A 15041-nucleotide genomic window follows, 5' to 3' on the forward strand; every position below is an offset into this window, starting at 1 on the left:
AAGGCCTGATGTTCCACTCAGACCAGGGATGCCAATACAGCAGCCGGGCCTTCCGACAACGACTGTGGCGCTATCGCATCACTCAGAGCATGAGCCGCCGGGGAAACTGTTGGGACAATGCGCCGATGGAGAGGTTGTTCCGCAGCCTGAAATCAGAATGGGTACCCGCGACGGGCTACCCATCAGTGGCCGAGGCCAGAAAAGACATCAGTGAATACCTGATGCACTACTACAACCGACAGCGGCCCCATCAACACAATGATGGCGTTACTCCTGTTCAAGCCGAGAATCGGTCTAACTTACTGTCCGGAATTAGTTGACCACTACACAGATTGGACAACAAGCCCTAAACACTGAGCTGACTAGCATCGTTCCAAACATGTACCACACTAGAGCTGTACCGCAACAGTTCAAAGGTAATTTCAACCAGCAAGACTACCTGAATCACACAAACACCCAACCAGTAAACCGCTTTTCATACACGGAAAACAGGAGACAAATGTATGAATATCACCAAAGAAACTTTGGATGGTTTCAATGTTGTGCAGCGAAATGATCCTACACCTCTTCACCCAAAAGCTAGAGCATTACTACGCTCTTTGAATAGCTCAAAACCTGGGGATTATGGAGTGCTCGTACCTAAGTCGAAGTACCATCTGGACGTAAGAGTATCTTCTAGCTCTGCAGCAAGAGCAGCTAAGATAATGAGCAAGTTACTCCACACCTTCGAGAAGCACAGATGGAAGTTCAAAATTGGGCGCAGAGCGCACAGATACGCTAGATACCCTTCTATGAAAGTAACTGTTAGCGGAGAGGAAATCGGTTTCTATCTTAAAGAACAGATGAAGCGAGTCCAACATGTGCTAACCACTAAGGAAGAAGCCGAAAAACAGAAAAGAGGATACTTTTGGGCCCCAAAGTGGGACTACCACTCCACAGGCATATTGTATCTGCAACTTGAAGATTGTTATGACGCTCCAAAGCAATCTTGGAAAGATGGCAAGAAGCATAGGCTAGAGGAATACTTGGCTGGCTTCTGTGATGGCCTAGAGAGTGCTTCAAGAGCTATCAAGCAAGCACGTTCTGAGAGAATCAAACAAGAACGGCTATGGCAAGCAGAAAGGGAGCGGCAGGTCGAGCTCAAACGCATTCAGGATCTAGAAGTGCTAAGAAGGCAAAACTTGCTGAATGATAGTAAGCGATGGCATGAAGCTAGACAGTTGAGAGAGTATGTCGCAGCAGTCGAAACAATGTCAGAAAATTGCCCCACGAATCAGGGGGTAAGCAATTGGGTTCATTGGGCCTTAGATTTCGCTGATGAGATCGACCCGTTAGCATCAAATGTAAAATCAAACCAATCAAAGCAAGATTGAGGAAAACGGACTAGTTTTCGCAAGCCCCCAAGGTCTAAGCAAGTGATCCGTTTCCATTTGCGATCAAAGGGGTATTGCCGCTCACAACCTGGGTATCCTTTATGACGCCAGTATTTTGTTGATCCGTTTGCAAGTGGCTCATAGGCCGACCAGTTCGACCAATTCATGATCTAACCCAAAGAAGGTGCAGTTTGGCAAGACATTCGACAGGCAGGAACACTCTCCCAATCGTTCACATTATTGCAGATCTCCGTCCTGGGTATGAGGTGTTCTCGAGTTTTAGTACAGAGTTCAAATCAAACTTTGAAGAAAGAGGGTTTACTAGTGCTTCTTTAACGCTAGAAGCCCGTCTTCTCTGGACAGATAGCCGCAAACTTAAAGAGGTCAAGACAATATTCATCGAGTTTTGTGCAGTGCTACCTAGCACGGGCGAAGTCGACAACAAGTTCTGCACCTTGCACAAGGAGAGCAAGGTTCTCTCCGTGCATATACGTCTACGTAGAGAAGAGCTAGCCATTACCTCAGAACAACTGAGTTCAGGGCAAGTGCAGGCAGTCGTACTAAGGGCTAAAGAACTGTTCTATGGAAAGTCCATTGGAATTGGTTTCTCCTTGGAAGGACGATTTGTCGACGAAGAGTGGTTTTGACGACCAAGAAAAGACAGATAAATCAGCTAAAACCCGTGATGGTAAGGTCTAGAAAGTCTCTATGACTGTAGATAAATCGAGAAAAAACCCGGTAGCTTGGCTTTTGCATTTTTCTGACGGTTTAGAAAGGTTGCAGGGGACAACGTACCAGGTTTTTACTGATGTATCTGATTATTCTCCTAAATGGTTAGATTGGCCGAATGATGACGGTACGGGGACCTTCGCGGCGAACCTTGATCGCCGGAGGCGTTCTCTCTTGAAGTCGCTCGAGCGATGCATCGATTTCACCAGCATTTACTTGTTTGTTGTTACGGTAGTGCTGGGTCAACGGGCTCTTTCGGATTTCACCTGTAGCTTCCTTCTCTGCCAGGCTCGTGATGAGCTTCAACAACTGTTCGTCAAACTCCCTTTCCTTATCAATGCGCCCGGCCGCCAACTCTGTGTTGAACAGGTAACGAACAGAGCCATGCCAATAATCAAACCACGCCAACGCAGCATCGAGATGGTGAAGCTCAATAGAGCAAGAGCGCTCCAGGACTGCGAACACCATGCTCCACATCTGAACATAGTGGCGTCCACGGGCTAAGAGGCTTCCTTCGATAGACCTCACCTCAGCTAGCTTGCGCAGCCGCTCATATGTTGACTCCCAAGCTGGTTTAGCCAGCTGAGACCACTCTAGGCAAATCCCTTGACGCTTACCTGATTCGGTCTTCACTTCTCGTCGAGCCCAGCTTAAGGACTCACTAACCGGCAAGGCTAGCTGACTCAAGTCAGCTTTACTCATCGCCGCAGGGAAGGGTTGAGACGGTTGGCCAAATCCTCTGAAGATCGGGAAGCGGTTCAAGAAGCCATTGCTGATGGAAACATCAGAGATGACCGAAGTTAGTTCACTGGGAGTGATGTGGCCAAGAATGGCAATGTGAGGGCGGTCAGTGCCGTACTTAGCTCCACGGATCAGGGGCTTGAGTGGGCTGCCATCAAAGCACTTCCTAATGGTTTCGCTGACCGTTGAGCCCTGGCGCTGAGTTAACTTAATCAGATGGGCAAACTCTGGCTCATGTACCAGCAAGCGTTTGTCGGGATTCCCCTCAATGACCTTCTTCTTCTCTCCGCGCCCTTCGTAATAGTCGTCGGAAATGTGTTCCATCAAACCTTCAGCGCTCGCTAATCCGCCGCTGTGGATACTGCAGACCAGCGGTTCGTCGGATGAAGCAAGTCGGTCTTGTTCAACCACAGCTTCAAAAAAACGTGCAACTTGGGTTCCAGAAACCCCCTTGCCTCCACCGCTACCAGCAATGTGGATAGCATTGATGCGAGGAACTGTTTTCGCTGCACCAAAGGCCATGTAAACATCGCCTCGACAAATAGATGTCGCCACCCGACTGATAATCTCCGAAGCAACAAACTCCGGTATTGCTTCAGTGCGATAGCAGAGTTTTGCGACGATCTCCTTCAGGGGGCCAAAATACCCTTCCGAGCGTAACTCGGGGCGAATCTTCACGACGGAAGAACAATCCTCCAAGTGTTGCTCTTGAGACGAAGCCGAAGACTGACGCGACCGCTTCAACGCATCCTCTATCGCCGTAGCCACATGATGACCAAGAGTCGCAAAGTCATTCCAGTCTGACAGCTTCCGTTTGCCCTTAATGTCAACGACCGCTCGCTCTACCTCGGTGAACAGAGGCGTCACTGAAGCAGCATCAAATAACTCTGCCACTTTTAGCGCGTACCGTTGCCCAGCCTCATCATCATCGGCCGCAACACAGATTTCAGCACCCGGGAACTTGCTTCGGATCTCTGCTGCCACTTTCACCAGGTTGTTTGCTGCGAAAACGCAATAGACCAGCTGCTCAGTGGCTTCATGGATGGTCGCTGCAGTAGCAAATCCTTCAGCCAACCATACTCTTTTGGACTTGTGGCTAAGGCCGCTCGCGAAGGCATATACGCCACCAGATTTCTTCCCCCCTACCAATCCTCGCTTTACTCCTTGGCCCACAAACTCCAATGTAAGAAGCACGCCATCAAGGTTGGAAATGGGGATAACCAGATCGCCAGGCTGGAAGGTGACCTCACCATTCTTAAATGGCCGCTTGAGAACCTGGACGCCGTGTGGCGCAACATTTTTGCACTTCAGATACGTCTGTTCTGGTGTCGCAGGTGAGCAACTGGCCAATACTGCTTTGGCCCGCTCGTTGTCAGACACCACTTCCATCTTAGCCGAAGGCTTTACCCGAGGGTGTATCGATGACAGTGGGTAGCTAACAGTTGAGCCAGAAAAGTATGCCTCAACCCGGTTCGCAGCCTCCAGTGCACCTATGTCCAGCGCCTTTTGAAGAAGGTCTAGGCCATCGCCCGCCTGTTTTCCATCGCATTTCCTGCAGATCCAGGTTCCGCGGTTCTCTTGATTATCGAAGCAAAAACGATCATCTCCTCCGCAAACTGGGCAAGGCCCTTGTTTGCCCTGAGGGGGTACTTCTACTCCATGATATTGCAACAACTGCAACCAATGCCCAGTGGCACGGCTCACAGCTCTTTTGATGGTATTTTCCATGTATGTCCTTGCCTCCTGAATATGGAGGACGCAGAGATTATTTATGGAGGCCGATCACGTCGGCCACTCAAATCAGAAAGTGAGCTGATGGTAAGGAAAGCTGCGAAGGAGCACGTTTATCTCGGCAGGCCCCAAGAGGCGACTTCCTCGACTCGCTCGCTTAATTTGCAGGTGCTGCACATAAATGTGAGCAACGCAATTTCGAGCCAAGCAGAGAGAGTCCTTGTCTGTCGCTGACTTAATGAGCACCTTCGCAAGGCTAAAAAGCAGTAGGGCAACCATCAGCAGTGCCCCAAGCACGACTTTCCAGAGGTTCCCATCAGCAAGCCAGCTAAGAAGCGGCAGGCTATCCAAGCCAGCTGGTTGCTCGTAGGATGGGCCTTTACTCATCTGCCCCTCCTTGATTAAAGGAAGCTCTTTGAGTGCTGGCTACCTGGTTGATCCACCCCTGAACTTCAGAGAGTCGCCAGGCAATGGCTCTCTCACCGATGTGGATGCGCAGCGGAAAGCGCCCCTTCTTCTCAAGCTGCAAACGGCGTTGACGCGTCAGGCCAGAGATCTGACGGCACTCTTTCTCGCGAATAAGGCGATCATGGGGCGGAGGGGTTGAGGAATGCCCCTGATGAGGGGGAGTGTTATCGCCTACTTCAGGCTCTGTGTTACCTACATTACAGACAGTTTTCATTTCTTCTCCTTTGTCTCCGTTATTGGAGTGGCCCCATAATGATTCTTGAGGGGCCATAAAGGAGGGGACAACTTGGTAGCAAGTTGTCCCTTGAAAATTGACCGTGTTTTTCTACCGTCGGCAGCCCTTAATGTAGTCAGGGATCGAATCAATTTTGGAAAATTGTCCCTTGTAATCTTCTGGTGGGACCATTGGCTCAATGCCGAGCGCATCAACCGCCCTGACTGCCTCGAAGTACATAGGTTCCATGTCTGCAATAAAACCTTTGTACTTCCTAGCTAGAGTCGAGGCAGCCCTTGTATGCCCGTACTTTTTCAAAAGCTGCTCGTGATTTTCAATCGACATAGCAAGGGCATTATCGATACTTTCACCGCAGTGGGTCACCAGTTGGTATGCAGCAAACATGATCTGGCCATCAACAACTTGTCTAATGACTTGCTTCCTCAAGCTTTGTCCTACCTTGACGCCTCTCAACTGACCTTCACAGACCAACCTATGCAAATCACTTGAAACTGCCTCTAGTATGTATGGTGGTGGGTAAACGCCGTGGTCAGTACACAGTTTTAGTGCTTCAGCTAAGAACAGTATGTTGTCTAGCCTTTTGTACTGATCAAAAAGCTGCTCTAGCACCTTAGCCATGACCGCGGGGTTGAACTCATTTTCTCCAGGTTGGTAATCGCGCTTAGCGTATTGCCTCAGCGTATAACTATCCAATTGCACTCCTTATGACTTAGCTTGGTGTCCAGTCGCTGTTTATCTTCCATTGCTCCAATGCATCACTCCATACGTTGATTGCTGCGAGCTTCTCTTTTAAATAGTCGTATCTGTCGTAGTGCTTTGAGCTGGTGTCGCCCAGTTGGTGAGCCTGCAACTGGTCCCGGATGGATTTACTAACTCCTATCTCTCCTAGCCTGGTCTTAAAAGTGCGCCGCAAATCCCGAGCTGTAAAATGAGACCATGGCTCTACACCCCTCTCACCTTCTGCGTGCGCCTTCTGAATTCGAGTAAAGTATCTCTTCAGCGCCTGCGACGGAGTTGTCGCATCAATATGCTGGGTTGGGTCGTTCCTCTTAGGGAAAACCAAGGCTGAATTAGCAGCGATCTCCCTTTGTTCCACCAGGGCATCCCTAAGCTCCGGCGCAATGGGAACTATGTAACTAGCCCCAACTTTTGAACGGTCGGGGTGAACCGACCAGATCCCCTTACTTAAATCCAAATCCTCCCAACGAAGGCGGGCAACCTCTTCCACTCGCTGGCCTGTGTAGATCATTGCTAAGAAGAACACACGATTGGACCGGTTAAAGTGCCCTATGTCATCTAAGTCTCGAAGCAGTCGGGACAGTTCAGCCCCAGAGAGATTACGGTCTAAAGCACGCTCCGCGGATTTTTGGCGAGGAATGTTGGAGACAGGGTTATGGCTTAGCCCAAACAAACTCCCATTGCGGTTCCTCTTAGGATCGTTGTCATGATGCAGGCCATATTGAAACGCAGCATGAAGAAAAGCGCGCACACGGTTGCTCTGAACTTCAGCCCCTCGGTCTATCATGCGCCCGAGTATCTCCACGGCGTGCTCAGTCTTGAAACGCTTTGCTTTATCCTCCAAATCGAAGACGGGCGCTGTTTCGTTTACCAGGTCCCGGTGTACACGCCGATATGTCCGTCGACCATTATCAGCCATGTTCTGTGCGTAACAATCAAACAGCTGTTGAAGTGAACCGTTACGGCGCTCTTCAGCCTCCCTTCGTTGCAGTTCAGCTATTTGAGCCTTAATGTACTCGCGAGGATCAACGCCGTTGGACAAAAGATCGCCATACTCTTCTGCCTTAGCAAAAGCCGATGACAATGTCATTCCAGGAGCACCAGCAGTCTTCGGTACATTTCCAAGCTTGATAGCCTGCTTAGCTTTTCCCAGATAGTAAGTGAAGTAGTAGGTCTTGATGCCGGATGGCATTACTAGAACGGACAGGCGACCTCGACCCCTTCGTGCTGCAGCACTATCCAACCAGTACTGCTTTTCTCTTGGCTTACTAGACTTGATGCTTGCCTGAGTAAGGTTGATTTTTGCCACGCCACACCTCTGGCTTCTAGGTTTACTTCTCGGTTCCCTGTTTGCCTTTAGAATACCAAGGTTCCCTTATTGATCAAGCAAAATCTTTTAAATCAATGAGTTGTACAACTCAAGTGTCCAAGAGGAACCTCTTGGCCGAGCCGTCCGGCCCACTCATAATCGCTTGGTCGTGGGTTCAAGTCCCCCAGGGGCCACCATATTTCGAAAAGGCGCATGGAGAGATCCAGGCGCCTTTTTATCTTCGCCTTTCTTCAAATATACGAAGCCATAATCAAACCCAGCATTACTTAGTTGGCAAAAGAGCAAGCTATTCTTGCTCTAACCTACTTAACTTCTCGTACATCTGCTCAAGCATCACGGACCTTTCAGCTCCAAAATGCAGCGCTCTATGGCAATTAGGGCAAACGGCGACAACATTGGACACCCTATCTGAGCCACCGTCAGCCAAGGTACGCAGATGATGGACCTCTAAAAATGGGCAGCCTTTATCGTTGGTAAAAGGAGCTAGTTCACCGCAGCACTCGCAACGCCCGTCAGCCCGGGAAAGTACCCATCTTTTAACATCAGGGTCTCGCTCATAGGTCATCGTTGGTACTGTCGTTTGTTTTGGTGATCTGACACCAGCGGGTTTCGTCAATGAGTCATCAGGGAGTAACTTCGCGACCTTATCATCGACATCCCGCCTTTCAATCTCACTGATGATGTGCTCAATCAACTCCGCAGTCCTGGTGCCTACGTTCTTCGCCGGCTTCAGTCCTTTAACCCACGGCTTTCCCATCTGATCGTATACATAAGAGATATTCTGCATACGGTACTCAAATGATTTTGCTGTCCTACCGAACCTCTCTGCCAGCTCTTTGTAATATTGAGATTTCACAAACGCCCGACCAATAGCTTCCTTATGCGACATCTCTCTGTAGGCAACAACTACAGCCCGCAACTCTTCTTCGCTCCACCTATCTTTCATTTGCATCCATTCTTCTTCTGGTAACTTTCCATCAAGTTGTTGAGCCTCTTCACCACTCACTCAACAGCAATCGACTCTTCAACCCTGCGCTTTGCAGCCCCATCGCCTCGTAAACCGCCTCAAACTCTCTGCAACCTGCGGGAAGACTTGGCAGAGATACCTGTGCTTGGGCAAAGAACTGATTCCGCTCTCCCTCCTCCTCGAATGCCGCTTGCCACCACTCAAGCACTCGTGTCCGTGACTGGTTCAGCCTCTTCGTATTAGGCAGCTTGTCAGATTTGCTGGTGTTCTCTCTGGCCGTGGCAGGTAGCAGGTTCCAACGGTCGTTATTAGGCCAATGGGCAAAGGGAAGGCAGTGGTCAACATGGGCGCTCTGGGGAGTCACCGACTGGCCACTCCAGACGCTCTTCAGCGGGTAGCCCTCCTGATGCAAGGACACCATCTTGTCCCGAATGGCACTGGTATCATGCTTGGCATCCACCCACTTGAGATGCTCATAATAATCGCCGAGGGTTACCGGGTTATCTGTGCGCAGCTCCTGCTGCTGGTTGCACTTATAGCGCCGCATCTCACGGACCCACTCTTGGGTCACCAAGGGCTCAATCCAGCTGTGGTAAGTCCTTAAACAGTCCCATAAGCTCTCTTCCAGAATGAAACTGCCGTAACTGGCGAAGTAGTCATTATCGAGAAGCACGGCGCCTTTGCTGCGATGGATACTGCGATCTATCGAAAACAAAGGCTGAGAGCGATCCCCCCGGTAGGTGAAGGTGACCGGCCCTTCTTTGATGGTTCTGAGAACATCCTGAAAAGCTGCTTTTAGGGCTTCAGCTTCCTCTTGATTGAGAAAGGCCCCCACCATCAGCTCATCCGGGCCCAGATGGCGCTGTGCCAACGCATTCCAGCCTTTCTTGATAAAGCCAAGCTTCTCATTGGTCAAAGGATGTTGGTGTAAGCCGCCGATATTGCACAAACGCATAAATTGACGAGTCCAATAGAGCGCCACCAGCCCCACAGGTATCGCCACCTTGCCGTCACTGCGATCAAGAACACTGCCCGGGTGGGCATCGGCGATGCGAAGAAGAGTTCTTAGAAGGGCCAGCTTATAAGTGGCAGACTTGCTGTCGTTGAGGATAACCTGGCGAATGGTGGCCAGGTTATCGCTGCCGTCTTCAGGCTTGCTCAGGACAACGGTCTGCCAGGTAACCTGACTGCGCCCCAGCTCATCACTTTGTTTCTCGGTGGCCAGCTTCATCACCAGGCCGTGATGCCTGGCCAGCTTCTCCAACTCCTCAGCCGACACGGCATGACCACTGCGACTGTCTTCAAAGTCGCCATGACGCAGGGAGATGATCAGCTGGGCACCGGGATTAAGCAGGTTGGCCATCTTACGAAAGGCGCGGGCACGCTCAGAGGGGGCAATGTGCATCCACACCGCACTGGCCAGAATGAGGTCGAACCGCATCCCCAGCTTAGTGACCTCGGCAAAGTCCGGCAGCGAATCCTTTATCCAGTTCACCGATAGATTTTGGGTATGGAGCTTGCCAATGGCTCTGAGTGCTGCGGTCGGCTCTACCGCCACCACTTGAACGCCTCGCTCAGCCAGCCATTTAGCATCGCGCCCACTGCCAGCACCTATGTCTAAGGCAAACAGATCCCGGCATTCCTTTTTCGGCCAGAAGTTCTCCCAGGCTTTGTGCACCCGCTTGAATGACACGCTGTCATAAGTGGTCGCCAACGATTCGGCGTTGGTTTCGTAAAACTTGGCGGTTAGGGCATCCATTCCTACAGGCTCGCGACAATATGCGGCAGAGAGTACAAACTCCCAATCTACGGCAATTGACACTATTTTCCAGTGACTTACACCAAATAATGATGTGCAAACTTAGCCAAATTGCAGCAACACCTTGTTACCACCGGGACGCACACCGACACACATTTGGGGCTAGGCTGAAAGTGTGTGACGTCACCCTTAGCGTTCCTCGCACTCAGAATCCCCCCGGCCCTTACGGCCGGGTCTTTTTTTGCCATTGGCCGAATCCTGCTGGCTCTCCTATAACTTAGGTAGGATCACTAAAGGAGAGCCATCCATGAGCCATGGGGAAAAAGCCGGTGACCGAGAGCGCCGGGAGAAAGATCGCCGCAGCCATATGGAGCGTCGCAACGAAGTACGCTTTGAAGACGAGAAGGGAGATCGCCGGCACCTGACCGGACGTCGAACCGAAGACCGAATTACATCGAAAGTCATTGCCTAAAGGCAACAGAGAGAAGGCACTGTTCTACAGTGCCTTTCTTATTTCGTAGCCTTCCTCGCCTTAGAATGAAGCTCAGCTTTCCTGAGCTTGCGCCATTTCCTGCCTATACTCCTTATCTCGCTGACCAAGGTTGTTATACCCAACCACAGGAGTTTGCTATGAAACCGGCGCTACCACGAATGAATAAGTTATCGCTGACAGCAACACTGTTCTCCCTCTGTTTAAGCACTAACCTGTATGCCGAAGGCGATGAGATGCTGCTGCCCGCCGTGGGCAGCCAGGCGATCATCGATGCCCAGCTCAACGGCAACAAGATTCGCATCTCAGGGACCGGCCTGCACACCCTGCCGGCTTTGCCCGGCAGCATTACCATCGACCTGAATCCCGGCGAAACCATCGAGCGGGTGCTGCTCTACTGGCAGGTGTTCGATGAAGACACCGCCTACGACGTCGACATCGATGTGGAGCGCATGGGCGACGGCTTCGCCAACATGGTGACCGGCCAGGTGATTGGCGAATACGTCGAAGGCTTTGGCGGCTCGCCCGACCTGGCCTTCTACAACGCCTACAGCGCCACCATCCGTGCCGACATTACCGACCTTAACCTGATTCAGCCCGGCAGCAACACCCTGCTGATCTCCGGCCTGGATCAGATTGCCCTGCCCGACCCCAACTTCGGTGACGATGGCCGTAACGGTGCCGGCGTCCTGCTGATCTACTCAGACGACTCCGGCGATGGCGTGCAACTGCTCGATGGCCATGATGCCGCCTGGTGGGAACGCAACTACCCGGGCACCGACAAGTTCTCCGAGACCCTGGGCTCTACCGTACCGGTGCGCTTCCAGTTTGACCCGGCCAGTGTCGAGCGCTTCGCCGCCCTCTCTATGTTTGTTGCCAGTGTCGAAGGCAGCGGCCAGACCGGCGACGACCGCCCTTCAGTGGTGGTCATCCGCCCCGGTGGCGATCCAGCTAACGAGATTCGCGATGCCAACGCCCTGATGAGCAATCGGGGTGAAGAGTGGGACGACTACCTGAAGATGGTGCCCATCCCCGCTGGCGTGGATTACGTAGAGGTGGAAATCCTCTCCGAAACCGACCCCTACGTCGATCCCCTGAGTGTGTTGAACCCCGACGGATCCAAGACCATCGACCCGGCCTCCTTCGTGTGGCTGGCCGCTGGCCTGTCGACCCCCTCACCGGTAGAGAACGTCTGTGAATGCCGACCCAAGGCGATCACTTTCACCTACGTAGGCGGCAGCTGCGCCGCGTCCGATAATGACCAAGGTGAAGAGTTCAAATGCATGGGTGACCTGAACTTTGCCGATACCATCAGCGTAACTACCTTTGCCCACAAGTTCAGTCTGGATGAAACCCAGAGGGACATCGCCGTAGCCACCCCCACCGTGTCTCTAAGCGGTGCCCTGACCGTGGTGGCCGATGGCACCGGCGGACGGGCAGGACGACTGCCGCCGCAGACCAAGCTGCTGCTACAGGTGAACGGCACCATGCAGACCCTGGACATCCACACTTCCTGTTCACTGCCACTGAATACCGGCGACCAGTTCGGTCCGCTGGTCCTGCAGAGCTTCGAGCAGGGCGATCAGTGTGGTCGCGACTGACTAACATGGCGGCTCCGAATTTAGGCGCCGCCTAACCCACGCGTTACATCTGCCCACAACAACACAGCCACTGACACTTTCACCGGCACAACTGCCCCGAATTTGACCCTGGCCTCTGGTGTTCGCCCTGCGTTTGCCTAGTATGTGGATACCCTCTGCACACTGGGCAACTCTATGAATAGAAGACAATTTATCTCTGCCGGTCTGGCGGTGGCCACTTCTGCTTCCCTGCCGCTGTATGCCTCGGCCGATCACAGGCAATTTCGGGTCATCGCCCTGGTGTTCGACGACTTTGAGACTCTGGATCTGCACGGTCCGGTAGAGATGCTGGGCCACATGGAGGGCTGCACCATCGAGTTGGTGGGCGCCCGCTCCATTACCCGCAGTTACCAGGGCCCCAAGGTGGTCAGCGATCTGGCCATGGACAACGTGCACCCCTGCGATCTGTTCCTGATTCCCGGGGGGGTGGGTACTCGCAAGCTGGTGAAGGATAAAACGCTGCTGACCTGGATCGCCCAGCAGTGTCAGGTGTCTGCCAAGGTGTTCACCGTCTGCACCGGCTCGGCCCTGCTGGCCAGTACGCCGCTGCTGGATGGCGTGTCGGCCACCACCAACAAACAGGCCTACGCCTGGGTGACTCACCTCAACCCCAGGGTGAATTGGCAACCACGCGCCCGCTGGGTCAACCAGGGCAAGTACATTACCTCTTCCGGGGTCTCTGCCGGCACCGACGCTGCTCTGGAGCTGGTGCGCCTCTACCGGGGCGAGAAGGAGGCCCGTCGCATTGCTGCCCTGGCGGAGTACCAGTGGAACAGCGATGCAGACAATGACCCCTTCGCCGTTGAGATATCACCGCTCTGACGCGTACACCTCCCTGACCCAGCTACACTGACAAACAGGCTTTCAAGGAGCGAAGGCCACTGCGGACATGGAGGTCTCTATGAAGAAACACTCATTGGCCCTGGCTCTGGGGGTGTCCCTTGCCTTTGGCCACTATCCCTTCACTGCCAGCGCCCTGGAACCCAAGCTGATGCTGGCCAGTGACTACCACGCCCAGATAGATCTCTCTCAATACCTGGTCAGCGAGAAGCTCGACGGGGTTCGCGCCTACTGGACCGGCAGCCAGCTGCTTACCCGCAGTGGTAAACCGATACAGGCGCCACATTGGTTTACCGCCGAACTGCCCGCGCTGGAGCTTGAGGGAGAGCTGTGGATAGGCCGCGGCCAGTTTGAATCTCTGCTGTCTGTGGTGCGCGACCAAACGCCCGATGACCAGCAGTGGCGCCAGGTGCAATTTCAGCTGTTCGACATGCCCGGGGTGATGCAGCCATTCTGGCAACGCTACGAGCGCCTGCAGGCCATCGTCAAGGGCATAGGCCAGCCCCACGTCCAGGTGATCGCCCAGCGCCTCATCACCAGTAAACAGGAGCTGCAATCGACCCTGGAGCAGCTCTCCCGCAGCGGCGGTGAAGGGCTGATGCTGCATCATAAGGACAACCCCTACCTGCCAGGGCGCAGCGGCAACCTGATTAAGTACAAGAGCTACTCCGATGCCGAGGCAGTGGTACTCAGCCACCTGCCCGGTAAAGGCAAATACAACGGAATGATGGGCTCGTTGCTGGTGGAGACCCCAGACGGCATCAAGTTTCGCATCGGCACCGGCTTCAGCGACGCCGAGCGCCTGAGTCCTCCCGAGGTGGGCACGGTGATCACCTTCAGATACAACGGTCTGACCGAACGCGGTATCCCCCGCTTCGCCCGCTATATGCGCCCCCACCCGATGTTGTAGTGGTATTGGAACCGAGCAGCTCGTCATTGTGGCGAGGACCGCAATCCAGTGTCTGAGGTTTTCTCTGAAACCGAGCAACAAAGCCACTGGACCCTGGCCTGCGCCAGGGACACGATTGTATGTATGAGAAGGGAAGTGCTTCGTTGCTGTTGCAAGAAGGATTGGCTGGCAAAGTCCTTGTTCGCCTCGACGCATAGGTCTTAAGGCTCTCTGCCTGAACCATCAGCACGCTCGGTGCCTGTTCATTACGACGTGCCCCACCCTAGCACGGTCATGCCGGCGCACGCCGGTATCCAGAGTCTTTGATTTTTAAAGGGACGAATGAAAGACACTGGACCCTGGCGTACGCCAGGGAGACGATTGTGCGTGTGGGGCGGGGAGCGCTTCGTCGCCCTTATCGCGCAACCTGGAATTTCTAAAAAGAAGAAACGAAAAAAGCCCGTAGCGTTAGCTACGGGCTTTTTCGAAAATGTTGGTGGGCGAATGAGGACCGATGCGCAGCATCGCAGCCGAACGAGGTGGAGCCAGGGGTGAAAGCCGATGGCTTGAACGCGAAGGCATGGATGCCGTAGCCGGACTTTTGGAAAAGCAGGGACTGCGGCAGCCAAAAGCGACAGGAAGGATTCACCAGGGACGGGTTCCACCACCAAAGGAACGATTGACTGCCAACGCCCTAAAGAGCGACTCGGGTAGTCCACTCCGCACTCATCCTTTTTTCAAACCACAGAAACGAAAAAAGCCCAACCTTTCGGTTGGGCTTTTTCGAAAATGTTGGCGGAGTGGACGGGACTCGAACCCGCGACCCCCGGCGTGACAGGCCGGTATTCTAACCAACTGAACTACCACTCCGCCGAATTTTTTGCCTGACGCAAGAGCCTGATTGGCGCTCTCACATCAAGGAATTGGTGCCTGACGATGACCTACTCTCACATGGGAACTCCCACACTACCATCGGCGCTACTGTGTTTCACTTCTGAGTTCGGCATGGGATCAGGTGGGACCACAGCGCTATGGTCGTCAGACGAATTTGGAACAATTCGCACAAGCTGTTTTCTCGTTTGCATTTTCGCAAGCGCTTTTCTATCTGGGA

Annotated in this window: 12 protein-coding genes, 1 tRNA gene and 1 rRNA gene; 6 read left to right on the forward strand and 8 right to left on the reverse strand. The window is 53.1% G+C overall.

What is annotated here, in order from left to right:
• Both G505_RS0117485 and G505_RS0117490 read left to right on the forward strand, forming a co-directional pair.
• Positions 1-320 (forward strand): integrase core domain-containing protein (locus G505_RS0117485; RefSeq protein WP_028110600.1); only part of this gene is annotated, 320 nt, incomplete at its 5' end.
• A gap of 183 nt (positions 321-503) precedes the next feature.
• Positions 504-1373 (forward strand): hypothetical protein, encoded by an 870-nt coding sequence (locus G505_RS0117490; protein WP_157509275.1) that lies wholly within the window; start codon positions 504-506, stop codon positions 1371-1373.
• Between the two features lie 834 nt (positions 1374-2207).
• Here G505_RS0117490 and G505_RS0117500 read toward each other — a convergent pair.
• The 6 genes from G505_RS0117500 to G505_RS0117530 all read right to left on the reverse strand — a co-directional run bounded on the left by G505_RS0117500 (position 2208) and on the right by G505_RS0117530 (position 10071).
• Complete coding sequence (locus G505_RS0117500; RefSeq protein ID WP_028110721.1) at positions 2208-4571, reverse strand: primase-helicase zinc-binding domain-containing protein; 2364 nt, start codon at positions 4569-4571, stop codon at positions 2208-2210.
• 382 nt (positions 4572-4953) lie between these two features.
• On the reverse strand, positions 4954-5256 hold the full coding sequence (locus tag G505_RS22885; protein ID WP_084644056.1) for a helix-turn-helix transcriptional regulator: 303 nt from the start codon (positions 5254-5256) through the stop codon (positions 4954-4956).
• A gap of 111 nt (positions 5257-5367) precedes the next feature.
• A complete protein-coding gene (locus G505_RS0117515; RefSeq protein WP_028110724.1) occupies positions 5368-5970 on the reverse strand; it encodes a hypothetical protein in 603 nt (200 codons plus the stop codon).
• 16 nt (positions 5971-5986) lie between these two features.
• Entirely contained in the window at positions 5987-7324 is a 1338-nt protein-coding gene (locus G505_RS21910; RefSeq protein WP_084644057.1) for a tyrosine-type recombinase/integrase, read from the reverse strand.
• A gap of 307 nt (positions 7325-7631) precedes the next feature.
• Positions 7632-8351: an HNH endonuclease gene (locus G505_RS0117525; protein ID WP_211219995.1), complete on the reverse strand. Its 720-nt coding sequence runs from the start codon at positions 8349-8351 to the stop codon at positions 7632-7634.
• A complete protein-coding gene (locus G505_RS0117530) occupies positions 8341-10071 on the reverse strand; it encodes a class I SAM-dependent methyltransferase (protein ID WP_028110726.1) in 1731 nt (576 codons plus the stop codon). The genes G505_RS0117525 and G505_RS0117530 overlap by 11 nt, the downstream gene beginning before the upstream one ends.
• Positions 10072-10378: 307 nt before the next feature.
• Here G505_RS0117530 and G505_RS23135 point away from each other — a divergent pair, with 307 nt between their 5' ends.
• From G505_RS23135 to G505_RS0117550, 4 genes are all read left to right on the forward strand, one after another.
• Positions 10379-10543, forward strand: coding sequence for a hypothetical protein (locus tag G505_RS23135; RefSeq protein ID WP_157509276.1), 165 nt, complete (start codon positions 10379-10381; stop codon positions 10541-10543).
• Between the two features lie 179 nt (positions 10544-10722).
• The gene (locus tag G505_RS0117540) at positions 10723-12162 is read left to right on the forward strand and encodes a DUF7467 domain-containing protein (protein ID WP_035385536.1); all 1440 of its coding nucleotides are present in this window, start codon (positions 10723-10725) and stop codon (positions 12160-12162) included.
• Positions 12163-12336: 174 nt separating this feature from the next.
• Complete coding sequence (locus G505_RS0117545; protein WP_028110728.1) at positions 12337-13023, forward strand: DJ-1/PfpI family protein; 687 nt, start codon at positions 12337-12339, stop codon at positions 13021-13023.
• Positions 13024-13102: 79 nt separating this feature from the next.
• Positions 13103-13951 (forward strand): DNA ligase, encoded by an 849-nt coding sequence (locus G505_RS0117550; RefSeq protein ID WP_051216411.1) that lies wholly within the window; start codon positions 13103-13105, stop codon positions 13949-13951.
• A 772-nt stretch (positions 13952-14723) separates the two neighbouring features.
• Here G505_RS0117550 and G505_RS0117555 read toward each other — a convergent pair.
• Positions 14724-14800 (reverse strand) — tRNA-Asp (locus tag G505_RS0117555).
• A 58-nt stretch (positions 14801-14858) separates the two neighbouring features.
• Positions 14859-14973: ribosomal RNA gene (rrf, locus tag G505_RS0117560) — 5S ribosomal RNA — on the reverse strand.
• Positions 14974-15041: the final 68 nt, after the last annotated feature.

The sequence above is a fragment of the Ferrimonas futtsuensis DSM 18154 genome (assembly GCF_000422645.1).
In the GTDB taxonomy this organism is placed as follows: Bacteria; Pseudomonadota; Gammaproteobacteria; order Enterobacterales; family Shewanellaceae; genus Ferrimonas; species Ferrimonas futtsuensis.